This window comes from Sphingobium jiangsuense, from assembly GCF_014196495.1.
GTDB lineage: Bacteria > Pseudomonadota > Alphaproteobacteria > Sphingomonadales > Sphingomonadaceae > Sphingobium > Sphingobium jiangsuense.
This window is the reverse complement of sequence record NZ_JACIDT010000004.1, coordinates 202,117-219,573: the sequence shown is the minus strand read 5'-3', so window position 1 is coordinate 219,573 and position 17,457 is coordinate 202,117. Positions and strand designations below refer to the sequence as shown.

At 67.6% G+C, this 17,457-nt stretch carries 11 protein-coding genes; 6 read left to right on the top strand and 5 right to left on the bottom strand.

Going from position 1 to position 17,457, the window contains the following annotated elements; all coding sequences use genetic code 11:
• Window positions 1-2,091: an acetate--CoA ligase family protein gene (locus GGR43_RS07720; RefSeq protein ID WP_223177347.1), complete on the bottom strand. Its 2,091-nt coding sequence runs from the start codon at window positions 2,089-2,091 to the stop codon at window positions 1-3.
• A gap of 145 nt (window positions 2,092-2,236) precedes the next feature.
• Between GGR43_RS07720 and GGR43_RS07715 the strand changes: the two genes are divergently transcribed.
• A complete protein-coding gene (locus GGR43_RS07715) occupies window positions 2,237-3,655 on the top strand; it encodes an aldehyde dehydrogenase family protein (RefSeq protein ID WP_188071383.1) in 1,419 nt (472 codons plus the stop codon).
• Between the two features lie 46 nt (window positions 3,656-3,701).
• Here the strand turns inward: GGR43_RS07715 and GGR43_RS23865 are convergent, their stop codons facing one another.
• The gene (locus GGR43_RS23865) at window positions 3,702-4,022 is read right to left on the bottom strand and encodes a 2Fe-2S iron-sulfur cluster-binding protein (protein WP_284278373.1); all 321 of its coding nucleotides are present in this window, start codon (window positions 4,020-4,022) and stop codon (window positions 3,702-3,704) included.
• Window positions 4,023-4,307: 285 nt separating this feature from the next.
• Here GGR43_RS23865 and GGR43_RS07705 point away from each other — a divergent pair, with 285 nt between their 5' ends.
• The 5 genes from GGR43_RS07705 to GGR43_RS07685 all read left to right on the top strand — a co-directional run bounded on the left by GGR43_RS07705 (window position 4,308) and on the right by GGR43_RS07685 (window position 12,306).
• Window positions 4,308-5,753, top strand: coding sequence for a hypothetical protein (locus GGR43_RS07705; protein ID WP_188071381.1), 1,446 nt, complete (start codon window positions 4,308-4,310; stop codon window positions 5,751-5,753).
• 14 nt (window positions 5,754-5,767) lie between these two features.
• The gene (locus GGR43_RS07700) at window positions 5,768-7,255 is read left to right on the top strand and encodes an acyl-CoA reductase (protein ID WP_246343418.1); all 1,488 of its coding nucleotides are present in this window, start codon (window positions 5,768-5,770) and stop codon (window positions 7,253-7,255) included.
• Between the two features lie 97 nt (window positions 7,256-7,352).
• Complete coding sequence (locus GGR43_RS07695; RefSeq protein WP_188071380.1) at window positions 7,353-9,773, top strand: TonB-dependent receptor; 2,421 nt, start codon at window positions 7,353-7,355, stop codon at window positions 9,771-9,773.
• A gap of 245 nt (window positions 9,774-10,018) precedes the next feature.
• Window positions 10,019-11,011, top strand: coding sequence for an AraC family transcriptional regulator (locus GGR43_RS07690; RefSeq protein WP_188071379.1), 993 nt, complete (start codon window positions 10,019-10,021; stop codon window positions 11,009-11,011).
• A gap of 38 nt (window positions 11,012-11,049) precedes the next feature.
• Complete coding sequence (locus tag GGR43_RS07685; protein WP_188071378.1) at window positions 11,050-12,306, top strand: MFS transporter; 1,257 nt, start codon at window positions 11,050-11,052, stop codon at window positions 12,304-12,306.
• 22 nt (window positions 12,307-12,328) lie between these two features.
• Here GGR43_RS07685 and GGR43_RS07680 read toward each other — a convergent pair whose 3' ends face one another.
• From GGR43_RS07680 to GGR43_RS07670, 3 genes are all read right to left on the bottom strand, one after another.
• Window positions 12,329-13,402: an AraC family transcriptional regulator gene (locus GGR43_RS07680; protein ID WP_188071377.1), complete on the bottom strand. Its 1,074-nt coding sequence runs from the start codon at window positions 13,400-13,402 to the stop codon at window positions 12,329-12,331.
• 23 nt (window positions 13,403-13,425) lie between these two features.
• Window positions 13,426-15,597, bottom strand: a complete 2,172-nt coding sequence (locus tag GGR43_RS07675; RefSeq protein ID WP_188071376.1) for a TonB-dependent receptor — start codon at window positions 15,595-15,597, stop codon at window positions 13,426-13,428.
• 116 nt (window positions 15,598-15,713) lie between these two features.
• Complete coding sequence (locus GGR43_RS07670) at window positions 15,714-17,456, bottom strand: N-acyl-D-amino-acid deacylase family protein (RefSeq protein ID WP_188071375.1); 1,743 nt, start codon at window positions 17,454-17,456, stop codon at window positions 15,714-15,716.
• Window position 17,457: the final 1 nt, after the last annotated feature.

The window sequence follows — 17,457 nt, the reverse complement described above, 5'->3', positions numbered from 1 at the left end:
TCACTTGTCCCAGTTGGTGAGGCCGTCCAGCGCCTCGACGCGGCTGCCTTCGACGAGCAGGGGGTTGACCTCCAGCGAGAGCAGGTCGTGGCCGAGCGCCAGCGCCGCTTCGCCGATCGCGACGATCGCCTTGGCCACCGCCGTGCGGTCGACCGGCGGCGCGCCGCGGAAGCCGTCGAGCATCGGGGCGCCGCGCAGCTCGCCCAGCATCTCCAGCACGTCGGCCTCGCTGACGGGGAGCAGGCGCTGGCTGACATCCTTCAGCACCTCGACGAAGATGCCGCCGAAGCCGATCGCCAGCACCGGCCCCCATTGCGGGTCGCGCATCGTGCCCGCGAACAGCTCGACGCCGCCCCTGCGCATCGGCGAGACGATGACGCCGTCGATCGCGGCATCGGGCTTATAGGCGCGGACCGAGGCGAAGATCGCGTCATGGGCGGCGGCGACGGCCTCGGCATCCTGAAGGTTGAGGCGGACGCCGCCTGCCTCGGTCTTGTGCGCGATGTCGGGCGAGGCGATCTTGAGCACGACGGGATAGCCCATTTCCCCGGCGGCCTGCACCGCCTCGGCGGCCGAGCCGACGACCGGGCCGGGCACCACCGGCACGCCATGGCGCGCCAGATGGTCGAGCACCGCTCGTTCGGTCGTTGGGCGTTCGGCAGGGGCCGGGCTGGCACCTTGCCGTGCCGCCGGGCGGGGCAGGGCGGCGGGGCGCGTCAGATGGCCGAGCGCGCGCAGGCAGCCGTCGACGCCGCCGCCCGAATAGACCATGCCCAGCTCGTCGGCGAGTTCGCGCGCATAGCCGTTCACCGGCATGAAGGTGTGGCTCATCATCAGGCAGGGCTTGCCGGCGGCGGAGAAGCCCTGGCCGACATGTTCGACGAAGCGGCGGGCGAAGCCGCGCCCGTCATCCTTGAGCGGCGCGTCGAAGACGAAGCCGATCACGTCGATCGCCGGGTCTTTCGCCACCTCCGCGATCGAACTGGCAATCAGTTCGGGCGCCAGCATCGCCCCGCCGGTGAGGTCGAGCGGGTTGGACGGCGTGGCGAAGGCGGGCAGCGTCTCGCGCAGCGCCGCGAGGGTCGGTGGCGCCAGCCGGGGGATGGTCACGCCTTCCTTCTCCGCCTGATCCAGCGCGATTTCGCACATGCCGCCCGACATGGCGATGAGCGACATGCCGCGCCCGCCGATCCGGCCCAGCCGGGCGAACAGGTCGGAGGTGACGATCAGGTCCTCCAGCGAATGGACCCGTGCAATGCCGAGATCGCGGCAGAGCGCGTCGAACACGCTGTCGTCGCCGACCAGCGACCCGGTGTGCGTCTGCGCGGCGGCGGCGGCGGCCTCGCTGGAGCCGACTTTCAGCACGGTGACGGGCTTGCCCGCGGCGTTGGCGGCTTCGACGGCGGCGCGGAAACCGGCGGGATCGCGGATGGTTTCGAGGAACAGCGCGATCGATCGCGGTTCGGGCTGTTGCGCCAGATAGCCGATGGCGTCGGCGATGGTCACGTCCGCTTCATTGCCGGTGGAGATGAGGTGGGTGACGGCGATGCGCTGTTGATAGGCGAATTGTTCGAGCTGGCTGGCGACCGCGCCGCTCTGCGACACGATGGCGAGCGTCGGGCCGGGCATGGGCCTGCGCAGCGGGGTCGTCCAGAGCGGGCTTTTCGCGACATAATTGGCGAAACCGAGGCAATTGGGGCCGATCAGGCGAATGCCCGCCTCGCGCGCGAGGGCGGCCACGCGGCGCTGGCGTTCGGCCCCTTCCTCACCGGTTTCGGCGAACCCGGCCGAGAGGATGACGGCGCCGCCGACATTGGCGGCGCGCAGGTCCTCCATCGCTTCGGGCAGCGCGGCTTCCGGCACCATCAGCAGCGCGGCGTCGATCGGCTCGCCCACGGCGGCGCAACTCGTCGCGGCTTGCTGGCCATGCACCGTGCCGCCCTTGGGGTTGATGAGATGGACCGGCCCTTCGAAGCCGAAGCGCTTCAGATTGTCGAACGAGGCGACCGACCAGATGGACCGGTCCTTCGCGCCCACCAGCGCGATCGACCGGGGGGCGAAGAGGCGGTTCAGCGAATGGGTGTCCGGCATGGCGGGCATAGTCTCCTTGGGCATGGAATCGACCCCTAGGCAGGGCCGGCGAGGCGGTCAAGCCATCATTTAATCGGCTAGTTATATTGCATCCGGGCAGCGTGCTTGATAGGCAGGCGCCATCGATTGCGAAAGGATTGGCCCCATGGATTTCACCGCCGATTATACAATGACCATCGACGGCGCGCCGGTGGCGGGGGCCGGGACCATGGCGGTGATCAATCCGGCGAGCGGAGAGCCCTTCGCCACCGCGCCCGCCGCCGACGCGGCGCAGCTCGACGCGGCGGTGAATGCGGCGCGCCGCGCCTTTCCGGGCTGGAAGGCGACGCCCTGGGCGGAGCGGGCGGCGATGCTGACGGCGGCGGCGAAGCTGATCTTCGAACATACAGACGAGCTTGCGCGCCTGTTCGTGCGGGAGCAAGGGCGGCCGCTGCATCTGGCGAAGGGAGAGATACAGGGCGCGTCCTTCTGGCTGCGTCAGGTGGCGAAGCAGCAGATCCCGGTCGAGGTGACCGAGGACACGCCGGAACGGCGGATCGAGGTGCATCATGAGCCGCTCGGCGTGGTCTGCGCGATCGTGCCGTGGAATTTCCCGGTGCTGCTCGCCGCGTGGAAGATCGCCCCGGCGCTGCTCGCTGGCAATACGATGGTGCTGAAGCCTTCGCCCTTCACGCCGCTCTGCTCGCTGAAGATCGGCGAGCTGCTGCGGCAGGTACTGCCGCCCGGCGTGCTCAACATCGTCTCCGGCGGGGACGAACTGGGCCCCATGATGACGGCCCATCCGGGCTTTGCGAAGATCAGCTTCACCGGCTCCACCGCGACCGGCAAGCGGGTGATGGAGGCCGCCTCGCGCGATCTCAAGCGCATCACGCTGGAACTGGGCGGCAATGACGCGGCGATCATCCTGCCCGATGTGGATGTGGACGCGGTGGCCGAACAGATTTTCTTCGGCGCCTTCTACAACAGCGCGCAGGTGTGCGTGGCGACCAAGCGGCTCTACGCCCATGAGGCGATCTACGACCGGCTGCGCGACCGGCTGCACGCGCTCGCCCGGCAGGCGAAGGTGGGCGACGGGCTGGAGCAGGGCAGCGAGTTCGGGCCGATCCAGAACGCCGCGCAGTTCGCGCGCGTCACCGAGCTGCTGGAAAGCGCGCGGGCCGAGGGCCTTGCGGTGCTGGACGGCGGCGCGGTGCCGGACAAGGGCTATTTCGTGCCGCTCACCATCGTCGACAACCCGCCGGAAAGCGCGCGCGTGGTGCAGGAGGAGGCGTTCGGGCCGATCCTGCCGATGATGCGCTGGAGCGACCTCGACGAGGTGATCGCGCGGGCGAACGACAGCCTTTACGGCCTTGCGGGCGCGGTCTGGTCGGCCGATGTCGGGCAGGCGGTCGGCATCGCCCACCGGCTGGAGACGGGAACGGTCTGGATCAACCAGAATTTGCAGAACACGCCGTTCACGCCGCTTGCCGGGCACAAGCAATCCGGCTTCGGCGTGGAAAACGGCATGGACGGGCTGAAGGAATTCACCCAGCCCAAGGCGATCTTCATCCCCAAGGGCGGGTGACGCGGCGCCTGATGAAGCGCCGCCGCGCCGGTTCCGCGTGTTTTTTCTATCGCTGCGCGATCGGCACCGTCAGTTCGATGCCGTCCATCTCCTCGGTGACGACGATCTGGCAGGACAGGCGCGCGCGCGGATGCGGATCGGGCACGCAGTCCAGAATCATCGCCTCCATATCGTCGGGCGGGGCGAGGCGTTCCAGCCATTCGGGGCTGACATGGACATGGCAGGTTCCGCACACCATCGATCCGCCGCAGTCGGCGTCGATTCCCTCGACGCTGGCGGCTTTCGCCGATTCCATCAGCGAGACGCCGCAGCGCGCGTCTATTTCGCGGCGCTCGCCGGACGGTGTGTGAAAAATCGCTCGAACCACTGGTTGCTCCCTGACGTCCTGCCATTGTTTAGTCGCTTCATTAACAGGCTTGGATGAGCCTGTCGAGGCCGCCGCGCGCGCGTCGTTTTCAGCACTTCTTTTGCCTGCTGGCCAAGTTTTTTTGCGGACTGTCCAGCAGCTGGGCTTTGCGGTTGATGATCCGCGCGGGGCGGGTTCTAACTCCTTGGGCAACAGGCGGCGCATGGCCGCATTTCATCGATCCGGGACCCCAGACCGTCGTGCGCGAACGGATGCCGGGTCATGGCATGAACGCAAGGAAACCCTATGGCGACGACCCCGCTGGCAGAGCAGACCGACATCCCGTCCATGGCGCAGGCGCTGTGTGACGATCCGGCCGAATTTTTCCACCACAGCTTCACGCAGATGCAGTCGATCGACCGCGAGCTGTTGTCCGCGCTCCAGCTCGAAGGGCTGCGCCAGCGCTTCGCGCAGCTGAAGGACCGGGTGCCGATGCTGAAGAAGCTGGCCGACGCGCAGGGCATCGACCGGATCGACGCGATCGAGGATGCCGTGCCGCTGCTGTTCGAGCATACGATGTACAAGAGCTATCCGCCCGCCTTTCTGGAAAAGGGGCGCTTCGCGGAGATCAACAAGTTCCTCTCCCGCCTGTCGACCTTCGACCTGACCGGCATCGACGTGTCGGGCTGCAAGACCATCGACGACTGGATGGAGTTGATGGACCGGGAAAGCCCGCTCACCATCATGCATTCGTCGGGCACGTCGGGAACGATGACCTTCCTGCCGATTTCCAAGCAGGAATGGGACAAGTTCGGCAAGACCGCGCGGGTAATCGCGTTGCAGGACTTCGGCGACGACCCGTCGGTGATGGACGAGGGCGGCGATTTCTACGTCATCTACCCCTATTTCCGCCATGGCGGATCGGGGCATGTGCGCACCTGCGACCTGTTCGTCAAATATATCAGCAAGTCGGAGGACCGGCTGCTGGTCGCCTTTCCCGGCCGGATGAGCTCCGACCTGCTCTACCTCGCCGCGCGCATCCAGGCGGCGGCGGCCAAGGGCGAGCTGGAAAAGCTCGACATCTCGCCCGTCATGCTGGCGCGCAAGGCGGAATATGAAAAGTTGCAGGAGGAGATGCCGGCGCGGCTCGACGCCTTCTTCACCGACATTGCGGAAAATTATCAGGGCAAGCGCATCTTCTTCTGGGGCGCGCAGAACCTGCTCTTCAACCTGGTGCGGATCGGGCAGGAAAAGGGCCTGTCGCATGTCTTCGCGCCCAATTCGGTGATCGGCACCGGCGGCGATTCCAAGAACGGCGTTAAGATGCCGGACGACTGGCGGCAGCAGGTGTGCGACTTCGTCGGCATCGAGAACACCCGCATGTGCTACGGCATGACAGAGGTGAAGGGCTGGCACAAGAAATGCGCGCACGGCCATTATCATTTCTGCCCCTGGGTGATCCCCTATCTGCTCGACCCGGACACCAGCGAGCTGCTGCCGCGCACCGGCCGCGTCACGGGGCGCGCCGCCTTTTTCGATCTCGGGTCCGAAACGCGCTGGGGCGGGTTCATCACCGGGGACGAGGTGACGATTGAATGGGACGAGCCCTGCGCCTGCGGCCAGTCCACCGTCTACGCGATGGACGGCATCGAGCGGCTGAGCGCCAAGCGCGGCGGCGACGACAAGATAAGCTGCGCGGCCACCGAAGGCGCGCACAAGGAAGCGATGAGCTTCCTCACCAGCTTCCAGTGACGCAGGAGGGACTTATGGGCATGGAAGAAAAGCTGGACGTGAGCGTTGCCGACCGCCAGTTGCCGGTCGCCAGCCTCGTCATTCGCGGCGAGGTGATCACCGACAATCTTGTCGAGGTCGGCGGGCGGGGCGGGGACCTCACTTTCCTGACACCCGACGCGCATAAATATCTCGACCGGCTGCCGCTCAGGAATCCGGCGCTGATGGCCGATCTCTACACGCTGTCCTTCGACGATATCCTCGATTATCTGGAGGAACTGGGCACCCGGCTCGACATCGCCGACAACCCCCATCTCGCCCGCGCGCGGGAGCTTTCCTACCTCACCGCACCGACCACGCGGCCGCTGGTCGACGCCTCCTATGCCGATCTCAAGGCCAAGTTCGACCGCGCGGTGATGCGGGAAATGGCCGACAGGATGATCGGCATCCCCTATCTGGAAGGCTGGGTGGAGGAGGAACGGCTGAACGGCCTGCGCCTTGGTATACGCTGCTTCGGCGCGCGCACGCTGCACGTGATCGCGGGCAACAGCCCGACCATCTCCGCCGCGACGATCATCCGCAACGCGCTGTTGCGCAGCGACGCGATCATCAAGGCGCCGTCCAACGACCCGTTCACCGCGATCGCGATCGCCCGGACGATGATCGACATGGCACCCGACCATCCGCTGACGAAGCATCTGACGGTCGGCTATTGGCGTGGCGGCGACACCGCCTTCGAGGAGAAGCTCTACCAGCCGCATCATGTCGAGAAGATCGTCGCCTGGGGCGGCTTCGCGTCGGTCAAGCATGTGACGCAATATATCCAGCCGGGGCTGGAGCTGATCTCGCTCGATCCCAAGCGCAGCGCCAGCATCATCGGCCGCGAGGCGTTCGAGAGCGAGGCGGCGATGGCGGAAGCCGCGATCCGCCTCGCCAGCGACATCGGCGCGATGAACCAGGTCGGCTGCGTCAATGCGCGGGTGATCTACGCCCTTTCCGGCACGGACGAGGAGGGGCTGGCAAAGCTCAACCGCTTCGGCGAGATGGTCTATGACGGCATCCTCTCGCTGCCCGAACGGACCAGCACGCCGGCCAAGCGCTACGACCGCGAGCTGAAGGCCCATGTCGATGCGCTGCGGCTGCAGGACGACTGGTACAGGGTGATCGGCGGCCATGGCGACGAAGGCGCGATCATCGTGTCGCAAATGTCCGATCCGGTCGATTTTTCGACCAAGCTGATCGACCGTACCGCCAATCTCGTGCCGGTCGACGGCCTCGACGAGGTGATGGGCGCGGTCAACGCCTATACCCAGACGGTCGGCGTCTATCCCGAAAGCCTGAAGGCGGAACTGCTCGACGTGCTGCCGCTCCATGGCGCGCAGCGCTTCGTGTCGCTGGGCTTTGCGGTGCAGGCGTCCAATGCGCAGCCGCAGGACGGGCTCGAACTGATGCGCCGCATGGGCAAGTGGATCATCAACGAGATCCGCACGCCCGAAAGCTGCCAGGCGCCCTGGCTGCCCTGAGGCGGCCGGCCACCGGAGAAAAAAGGGGCGAGCCGGGCCGTTTCCGGTGCGGCGACGCCCTTGCCCGAACCGAGAAACGAGAAACATGGAGGGGGAAATGGTCCTGTCGACCCGCAATCGTCATTTCATGGGCGCCGCGAGCATGCTGGCGCTGATGCTTCTCGCGCTGGAAAGCGAGGCCGCCGCGCAGACCGGCGCCGGCGCTTCGGCATCGCCGCCGGAGGATCAGGCCGGATCGGCGGATATCGTGGTGACCGGCCGCCTGCGCGCGGAGCGGTTGCAGGATGTGCCGATCGCCGTGACGGCGCTGAGCGGCGCGACCATTGCCGAACAGGCGGTGGTCGATGTGCAGGGCATCTCCAAGCTGGTGCCGATGATGGTGGTCGGCCGACAGGTCAGCGGCTCGGCGGCGAGCATCTTCCTGCGCGGCGTCGGTTCCTCCTCGCTCAGTTCCGGCTTCGATCAGTCGGTCGCGCTCAATCTCGACGGCATCGCGATGACCCGCGGGCGGGAGATCGTGAACGCCCAATATGACATCAGGCAGGTCGAGGTGATGAAGGGGCCGCAGGCGCTGTTCTTCGGCAAGAACAGCACCGGGGGCGTCGTCGCCATCACCACCGCCGATCCCGGCGCGCGCTTCGAGGCGATGGCGAAGCTCGGCTATGAATTCGTCGCCGACGAGCGCTATGCCGAGGGCTTCGTTTCGGGCCCGCTGACGGACAGCCTGGGCGTGCGCTTCGCCGGGCGGGTGTCGAAGATGGACGGCTTCTTCGTCAACACGGCGCAGCCCAATGCGCTGAGCGGGCTGGACCGCACCGTCTCGTCGCGGCGGGTGCCCTATGGCGAAAGCCTGTCGGGCCGCCTTACCGTGGTTTATGATCCGGGCGACGGCTTCGACGCGACGCTCAAGCTTTCCGCCACGCATATGGAGGATTCGGGCGTCGCCTATGAGCGGTTGTGCGGCGGCGGGCGGACGACGCCGCTGGCGATCGCGGGGATCGTCGATCCCTATGCAGACTGCAAGCTGGACGGACGGCTTTCCACCGCCAATGTGCCGCAGGAGATCGCCGCGACGATGGATTATGCGCGCCGGGACGGCAAGCTCTACACCGAGCATAATTCGCGCGTGGCCATGCTGCGGCTGAACAAGACCATGGGGCCGATCACGCTGACCTCGATCACCGGCTATTACCGGTTCAGGCAGGGCGACCAGAATAATTTCGGCGGGGCGGCGGCGGGCACCTATAATGCGCAGCAATCCTATTACCGGCAGATCAGCCAGGAACTGCGCGCGCTGACCGATTTCGACGGTCCGGTGAACCTGACGGCGGGCCTGTTCTTCGCCGACGGGAAGATGCGTTACGATTTCGGCACGCTGAACCTCGCGCTGGCGCCCGCGCCCGGTTCCGGCCGGCTCGACAGCTTCACCAAGCGCAGCGGCTTTTCCGGCAAGACCTATTCGGCCTTCGGCGAGCTTAAATGGAACATCATGCCGACGCTGGAGCTGGCGGGCGGCGCGCGTTGGACGAAGGAGAAGAAGGACAGCTATGTCCAGACGCCCTATGTCCATCCGCTGGCGCCCGCCTCCACGGTGGTGGCGCGCAATATCGAGGACCATTTCCGCGACGACAATGTCTCGCCCCAGGCGACGCTGACATGGAAGCCGACCCCGGACCTGACGCTCTATGCCGCCTATAAGCAGGGCTTCAAATCGGGCGGCTACAACACCAGCCTGACCTTCAACGCGACCACCGACAAGAGCTTCGGCGAGTTCGGCAGTGAAAAGGCGGAAGGGCAGGAGGTCGGGCTGCGCGCCGCCTTCTTCCGGCGCGCGCTGCATCTCAACGTCACGGCCTATGACTATGATTACAAGGGCTTGCAGGTGCAGGTCTACAACGCGATCACGCAGGTGCAGCGGGTCCAGAATGCGGGCAATCTGCGCACGCGCGGCATAGAGGCGGAGGCCGTGCTGGCGGTGCCGGGCGTGCCGGGGTTCGAACTGCGCGGGGCGGCGGCCTATAACAAGGCGACCTATTCCGACTATCTGGCCGCCTGCTATACCGGCCAGACGATCGCGGGGGGATGCAACCTCCAGCCCGGCCCCTCCGGCGCGTTCACCAGCCAGGATGTCGAGGGGCGTCAGGCCCCCAAGGCGCCCAAATATGCGGCGCAACTGGGCGCGAGCTACGACTTCGCGCTGTCCGGGCCGCTGCGCCTCGCCCTGTCGGGGGGCATGCAGTACACGTCCCGCTATAATTATTCCGACGCGCTGCGGCCCGACGCGATCCAGAAGGGCTTCACCCGCTGGGACGCGGCGGTGCGGCTGCGCCAGGAAAATGCGGGGTGGGAGGTCGCGCTGATCGGGCGCAACCTGACCAACGAATATGTGATCACCTCGGCCAGCGATGTCGGGCGGACCGGCGGCGGCACCGGCACGGCCGCCGGCGTCGTCGGCGATATCAATGCGATCGTCGAGCGGCCGCGCGAGGTGCATCTGCAATTCTCGATCCGTTTCTGACCCGGTGGGACGCGGCGATGATTTTGCAGAAAGATCGGAAAATTTTGCCGATCGGCCAGCGCGCGGGGCCATCCTTGCGGCGGCGGGGCCATCGGCATAGCCTTTGACCCGCCGGTCGAGCGATCCCACGGGAACGGCCGGACAAGAGAGAGAACGACCCTCCGGGAAGAGAGGATCATGCACGAGGATGTTTCTGAAGGCGCGATGGCCCGCCATCCCGACGCGAGGCGGCGATGGGGGCGGTCATGACGGCGTGCGGGCCGGGCGGTCCTGAGCGGGCGCGGCGGTGCGGTGCGCGGGCCCAGCTCTCCCTTTCCAAGCTCGTCCTGTCGATACCGGCGGAGCGCGCGGGCTTCGCGATCAGCCGCCTCGCGCCCGGCTCCGCCCTTTATTTCCCGAAAATGGACCGGATCGGCCTTCATTATATATTGGAAGGCGAGGTCGACGTGGAGCAGCCGGGCGGCGCGGCGGAGCGGCTGCAAGCCGGCGATTTCGTCTGCTTCGCCAGGGGCGCGCCCCATGTCGTCGCCGGACCGGCGGGCCGGGGCCATGCGCTGCGCAGCGACTGGCTGGCGTCGCTGGAGCCCGACGACGTGCCGCTTTCCCTGCGCTTCGGCCGGGAGACGGCGCCGGGCCCGGTCATCCTGAGCGGCTCGATCGCGGCGCGGCACACGGCGGGGGATTATACCATCCCGGTGCTGCCCGAATGCCTCGTGCTGCGGGCGGGCGCGGACCGCACCGCCTCCTTCGCGCCGCCCGCGCCGTGGCAGGCGGCGCTGGAAGGTCCGGGCGCCAGCGCCTTCGCCTCGGCGATCATGCAGGCGTTGCTGGTGCAGGCGATCCGCCGCGCGATACTGGAGGAAGGGTCCGCGTCCGCCGACCTCCATGTCTTTCGCTTCCCCAAGATCGCGGCGGCGCATCGCCTGATCGAGCGCAATTATCAGGAGCCGTGGACGGTGTCGAAGCTCGCCTCGGCGGTCGGCATGTCGCGCTCCTCCTTCGTGGCGGCGTTCGCCAATGTGCTGGGCGAATCCCCGGCCGCGCGGCTGACCCGCATCCGCCTGATCGAGGCGCGGCGGCTGCTGGGCGGGGAGCGGGCGCTGCGCGATGTCGCGGCCAATGTCGGCTACCGCTCGCAGGCCGCGTTCAACCGCGCCTTCCGCCGCCATTATGGCGAGACGCCGACCGCCGTGCGCCGCGCCATTCGCGGGGCGGCGAACCCGCGCGGGAGAAGCTGACCCCGCCCCGATACCCACAACAGCCGGAGAGGATGGACATGGAGAACAGCCAGCACAGCGAAGCACGGGAGTTCCGCGATCATTGGCCGGTGCTGCTCGGCGCTAGCGCGGCGGTCGCGAGCGGCGCTTCCCTGTTCGTCTACGCCGCCAGCTATTTCGTGAAGCCGCTCGCCGCCGCCTTCGGCTGGACGCGCGGCGAGATCGCTTTTGGCGCGACGATCGCGTCGCTGACCGTGGCGGTCGCGATGCCGGTCATGGGGATGCTCACCGACCGCTTCGGGCCGAGGCGCATCGGCACCGCCGGGCTGCTGAGCTATGCGACGATGTGCTTCCTGCTGGCGTCGGTGACGAACAGCCTCGCCGTCTTCTACGGCCTGCTGTTCCTGACGGCGGTGGCCTATGCGGCGGTGACCCCGGCGGTGATCGCGCCGCTGGTGGCGGCGACCTTCCACAAGCAGCGGGGGCTGGCGCTCGGCATCATGATGAGCGGGCCGGCAATGCTGCTGGCGCTGTTCGCGCCGCTGCTGGTCGCGTTGATCGGCGCCGCGAGCTGGCGCGCGGGCTATGCGGCGCTGGGCTGCCTCGCGCTGTTCCTCGGCCTGCCGGGGCTGCTCTTCGCCAGCCGCGCCGTGGGCAAGCGGTTGCAGCGGGAGCAAAAGGACAAGAGCGCCGACGGGCTGACGCTGGGGCAGGCGGTGCGCACCAGCACCTATTGGAAGCTGATCCTCGCCACCATCGCGTCCACCCTGCCGCTGGGCGGCCTCGTCCATCAATATGCGGCGCTGCTGTCGGACAAGGGGCTGGTCGGCGCGCAGGTGGCGCTGATGGGATCGCTGTTCGTGGTCAGCGTGGTGATCGGGCGGACGGGCGTCGGGTTCCTGCTCGACAGCTTCCGCCCGCCGCTGGTGGCGATGGCGGTGCTGATCTGCGCGGCGGCGGCGAGCCTGCTGATGTTCGACCCCAGCCCGACGATGCTGGCCTGCGCGGTGTTCCTGTTCATGACTGGCTGCGCAATGGGGGCGGAGGGGGATTTCCATGCCTTCTTCGCCGCGCGCCAGTTCGGGCTGAAGGGCTTTTCCGCGATCTTCGGCACCTTTTCCATGTGCACATCGGCCGGTTTCGGCTTCGGCGCCTATATGTTCGGCACGGTCTATGACCGCTTCGGCAGCTACGACAAGGCGATCCTGCTGTCGGCCAGCGGCCTGCTGATCGGGGCATTGCTGTTCGGCAGCCTACCGGACGGCCGGGCGGCGCCGCTTCCCTCGCGCCGCCCCCGGCGGATGCCCGCCCGATAGGGCCGGGCATCCGCCGTTCGCCTTACTCGCCGCCCCGGCGCATCGCCTCCCGCGCGGCGGTGGGGGTTTCGCCATAGCGGCGGCGGAAGGCGCGGGCGAAGGCGGCCTGCGAGCAATAGCCGACGGCGGCGGCGACCTCCGCGATCATGCGCTCGCTCTTCAGCAGCTGGCGTGCCTCGGCCAGACGGATCGCGCTCAGCCGGTGCAGCGGCGGCTCGCCGATCGCGGCGGTGAAGGCGGTGATGAACGAGGATTTCGCCATGCCCGCCGCCGCCGCGAGCCGCTCGATCGTCCAGGGCTCGTGATAATGACGCTCCATCAGCCGGTGCGCGGCGGCGATGCGCGGGAAGCGGAAGGCGTAGATATCCGGCCGCTGGGTGATCGCCGATCCGCTGAGCGCGGTGCGCACCGCCTGGGTGAAGAGCAGCTGCGTCAGCGCGGCGGCGAAGGCGGAAGCCCCCGCGCCGTGCAGCGCCGCCTCGCACAGCGCCGACGGCCGGGGCGAGGCGGTGCGGTGGTCGCCCGCGCGGACGATTACGACCTCCGGCAGGGTCGGCACGGTATAGTCCGCCGCCGTGCGCAGCGTCTGCAACGATCCGCTCAGCAGGCAGGCGCCGCCATCGCCGCCGCGCGTGCCGAACTGGAAGGGCGCGGGTTCCTCCGATGGCGGCAGGTCGGGCAGATAGCGGGCGATCTGCGCCTCCTCGCCCGCCTGCGGCCCCAGCAGCGCATGGGCGGCGCCGCGCGGCAGGCAGATGAAGTCGCCCGGCGTCAGGCGGCGGCGCACGCCGTCCGGCCCCTCGAACTCCAGCTCGCCGCGCAGCACATAATGGAAGCCCATGCGGTTCATCGCCGGCAGGCGCAGATGCGCGTCGACGCCCAGCCCGACGAGCGCGAAGCCCGCCCGCTCGATCGGCATCGACAGGACGAGCTTGGACAACGACATGGTGGACCAGGCATTGCCCTCGGCCATTCGCGGCTTCATGCAGCGTTGGGGCTGGGACTGGGGCTGGGGTGGGGGCGCCGCCTCGCGCGGGGGCGCGGCATAGGCCCTGCCGCCACCCGGCGGGGCGGAGCGATCGGAAAGACGGACCATGTTCCTCTCCTTCCTTTTTCCGTTCAATAGCGCAGCGTCGCGGTGACGCCGTAGGTCGCCGGGTCGCCCCATGTCGACTGGATCGAATAGGGGCCGCCCAGCACCTGATTGCGATATTCGGCATCGGTCACATTATCGCCGAATACGCCCAGCGAGAAGCGCTCGTTCGCGCTCGTCCAGCCCGCGCGCAGGCCGAGGATCGCATAAGGATCCTGCCGGAACTGATGGGTCGGGTCGAAATAGACGGTCGAGGTGTAGAAGCCGTTGGCGTTGAGCGTGATCTTCCCGCCGCTCGCCAGCGGGATGTCGTAAGTGACGTTCGCCGTCGCGGTGAATTTGGGCGACCGCTGCATGACGAAGCCGCTGGCGTCGCCGTCCCGGTTGGCGAAGCGGCCGTAGGTCGGGCTGGCCGGGTCGAGATTCTGCTCGAAATAGGGCGCGTTCTCGAAATCCTTGTACTTCGCATTGGTATAGGCGGCGCCCAGCGAGACGTTGAGCTGATCGGTCAGCTGGCCGGAAAATTGCCCCTCCAGCCCATAGATGCGGGAATTGGCGGCATTGCGGACCAGCGCCGACACGCCGTTGAAGGTCGCCACCTGCAAGTCCTTGTAATCATAATAGAAGGCCGAAAGGTCGAAGCGGATGCCGCCGCTCGCCAGCTTGTAGCCGACCTCATAGGCGTTGATCTTCTCCGGCCGCAGCGCGACGGTGGTGAAGCTCGACGGGTTGAGCACGCCCGCCTTGAAGCCGTTGCTCCACGACGCATAGAGGCTCGACCTCTCGTCCGGCTCCCAGCGCAGCACCGCGCGCGGGGTGAAGCGCTTGAACCTGTCGGTATATTCGACCCGACCGCCGGCGGCGAGGCCGTAGAAGGCGTTCGGCTTCTCCTCGCTGTAGCGCGCGCCGGCGGTGAAGAACAGGCCGTCGCTCAACTCGTAGGTGCCGTCGAGGAAGGCTGCCCAGGACTTGGTCTTGACGCCGTAATTGGGCGTATTGACCAGCGGCCCGCCATTGGTCGAGGATTTGAGATAGGGGAAATAATTATTGTCCTTCATGTAGAACAGGCCCGCGACCCAGCTCAGCGGCGCGCCGGGCTTGGACGACAGGTTCACCTCCTGCGTGAAGGTGTTGTACTTGGTCTGGCTGTTGGAATAGAGATAGGGCAGGAACAGGCCGTCGCGGTCCAGATTGTTCTCGCCCGTTTCCCGCCGCACCATGGTGTAGGAGGTGAGGTCGGCGAAGCCCAGGTCGAACTCGCCCGTCAGCTGATAGGCATAGGTCTTGAGCAGGAAATCGACCTTGCCGTTGTAGGAAACGTCGCCACGATCCTGCGCGATGACGGTGCCGGGCACGGTGGTGCCGATCGACAGCCCTTCATAGGCGTTGTAGCCGCGTACCTTGCCGTCGCGATTATGGTTGTGGGTGAAGGCGAGGGTGAAGCGCACCGCGTCCGACGGCTCGACCAGCAGCTTGGCGCGCAGGCCGTAGCGTTCATAATCGCCGTCGCGGCGGCCGGTCACGATGTTGCGCAGCCAGCCGTCGCTGCGCTCGTAGATGCCCGCGAAGTCGACCGCGACCTTGTCGCCCAGCCCGGTCGAGGCGTAGAGCCCGCCGTTGAACGTGTTCCAGCGCGAATAGCTGGCGCGCGCCTGAGCCGTCGGGGTGAAGGAGGGCGCGGCGGTGGTGACCAGTATCGCGCCGCCGGTCGCGTTGCGGCCGAACAGCGTGCCCTGCGGCCCCTTCAGCACGTCGACGCTGCGGATGCTCATGAACTGGAAGTCGAGCGAGGACGGGCTCGGCATGTAGAAGCCGTCCACATAGGTCGAGACGTTGGAATAGAGGCCCGGCCCCGACAGCGCGCTGCCGACGCCGCGAATGGTGGGCTGCGCCGCCGCCCCGGCGAAGTCGAAGCGCAGCGCCGGAACGGCGCGCGCGATCTGGGTGACGGTGGTGATATTGGCCGATTGCAGCGTGTCGCCGCTGATCGAGGTGATTGTGATCGGCACGTCCTCCAGCTTTTCCGCGCGGCGCTGCGCGGTGACGACGATGTCCTGGCCCGTCATGCCCTGAGCCGGCGCGGCGGCCTGCGCGAACGCCGCCGGCGTCAGGGACAACTCCAGCGACAGCGCCAGCAGGCTCGCCCCGCTGACGAATGCAAGGCGCAACAGTTCGTTGGAACGATCGATGGTTCCCATACCCTCTCCCTTGGTTGCTTGCGGGCGGGTCGTGATCGACTGTGGTTATGGAGCCCGCAAAATCTGTTCTGTCATGGTCGATGCTGTTCTTGTCGTTCTCGTTGTTCCTGCCGTTTTCAGGCCGCGTCGCGCAGCGGCTTCCGATAGCCGGAACCGCGCACCAGCCGTCCGGGCAGCGCGCCGGTCGGCACGCCCTCCCTATAAGTGATGACGCCGCTGACGAGCGTTACCTCATATCCGTCCGCGCGTTGCTGCAACCGGCGCCCGTCCGCGGGCAGGTTGTAGACCGGGCGGGGCGCGTGCAGCCGCAGCCTGCCATGGTCGATGACGTTGATGTCCGCCTTCAACCCCGGCTTCAGCAGCCCGCGATCGGCAAGGCCCACCGTCTCGGCCGGGCGGCGGGTCAGCGCGGCGATGATCCATTCGATCGGGAAACGCTCTTCCTCCGGCGCGTCGCGGCCCCAATGGGTGAGCAGGTGCGTGGGATAGCCCGCATCGCAGATCAGGCCATAATGGGCGCCGCCGTCGCCGAGCGCGATCACCGTGTCGGGATGCTCCATCATCTCGCGCACCTCATCCAGCGTGCCGCTGACGAAATTGGCGCCGGGCAGGCAGAGGATGGCGCGGCCGTCCCCTTCCAGCAGCAGGTCGTAGGCGAGGCTGAGCGGCGTCACGCCCAGCGCCCGCGCCCGCGCGCCGATCTGCATCTCGCGCGGCGGGGCATAGTCGGGATCCTCGCCGAGCGCGAACATCCCTTCCACCGCGCCGATCAGGCGGTTGGCCAGCGGCACCGGGTCGGGCTCCGCCTCCTCCGCCAGCAGCTTCCGCTTGAAGGCGGGATCGCGCAGGATGGCGACGCGCTCCTCCAGCGGCAGATGGGCGATCGCCTTGTAGCTGGGCTTGGTCGACAGCGGGTTGAGGCTGAGCTCCAGCCCCAGCAGCACCCCGACCGGGCGCTCGTGGATCTGGCCGCGCACCGTGCATCCGGCGGCGTTGGCGGCCTCCATGCCCGCGATAAGCCCGCGCCAGCTGTCGGGCGCCTCCGGTATCTGCGACAGGGTGAAGGACACGGGACGGCCGGAAACTTCCGCGATCCGGCGGACGATGGCCATTTCCTTCTCCGGCGGCTCGCTCATCTCGGTGATGATCTGGAACACGCCCGCCTGTGCCTGCGCGAGGCCCCTGGCCAGCGCCAGCACCTCCTCCACCGCGGTCTGCACGCTGGGCGCGGGCTTGCCGTCCTTCGCGCGATGGTTGAGCGAGCGGGAGGTCGTAACGCCGATCGCGCCGCTGGCCACCGCCTCGGCCACCAGCCGCGCCATCTCCGCGCGGTCGGCCTCGCTCGACGCCTCATGGTCCACCCCCCGGTCGCCCATCACATAGACGCGCAGCGGCGAGTGGGGAATCTGCACCGCGACGTCGATGTCGAAGCTGCGGGCGGCCAGCGCGTCCATATATTCGGGGAAGGTCTCCCAGTTCCACGGAATGCCCTCGGTCATCACGATTTCGGGAATGTCCTCCACCCCCTCCATCACCTTGACCAGCTTCAGCCGGTCGTCCGGGCGGCAGGGCGCGAAGCCGACGCCGCAATTGCCGGTGACGACGGTGGTGGTGCCGTGGTTGCTGGACGGCATCAGCCGCTGCTCCCAGGTGACCTGTCCGTCATAATGGGTGTGGATGTCGACGAAGCCGGGCGTCACCAGCCTGCCGCGCGCGTCGATCTCCTCGCGGCCCCGGCCCTCGACCGCGCCGATCGCCGCGATCAGCCCGTCCCGCACCGCTATATCGCCTTCGAAGGGCTTGCCGCCGCCGCCGTCCACGATCGTCCCGCCGCGAATGACAACATCATATTCGATCATC

Bases quoted from the DNA above. Each gene is read 5' to 3' on its own strand.
- GGR43_RS07720 (WP_223177347.1), bottom strand. From the start codon at position 2,091: ATGCCGGACACCCATTCGCTGAACCGCCTCTTCGCCCCCCGGTCGATC.
- GGR43_RS07715 (WP_188071383.1), top strand. From the start codon at position 2,237: ATGGATTTCACCGCCGATTATACAATGACCATCGACGGCGCGCCGGTG.
- GGR43_RS07705 (WP_188071381.1), top strand. From the start codon at position 4,308: ATGGCGACGACCCCGCTGGCAGAGCAGACCGACATCCCGTCCATGGCG.
- GGR43_RS07700 (WP_246343418.1), top strand. From the start codon at position 5,768: ATGGGCATGGAAGAAAAGCTGGACGTGAGCGTTGCCGACCGCCAGTTG.
- GGR43_RS07695 (WP_188071380.1), top strand. From the start codon at position 7,353: ATGGTCCTGTCGACCCGCAATCGTCATTTCATGGGCGCCGCGAGCATG.
- GGR43_RS07690 (WP_188071379.1), top strand. From the start codon at position 10,019: ATGACGGCGTGCGGGCCGGGCGGTCCTGAGCGGGCGCGGCGGTGCGGT.
- GGR43_RS07685 (WP_188071378.1), top strand. From the start codon at position 11,050: ATGGAGAACAGCCAGCACAGCGAAGCACGGGAGTTCCGCGATCATTGG.
- GGR43_RS07680 (WP_188071377.1), bottom strand. From the start codon at position 13,402: ATGGTCCGTCTTTCCGATCGCTCCGCCCCGCCGGGTGGCGGCAGGGCC.
- GGR43_RS07675 (WP_188071376.1), bottom strand. From the start codon at position 15,597: ATGGGAACCATCGATCGTTCCAACGAACTGTTGCGCCTTGCATTCGTC.
- GGR43_RS07670 (WP_188071375.1), bottom strand. From the start codon at position 17,456: ATGATCGAATATGATGTTGTCATTCGCGGCGGGACGATCGTGGACGGC.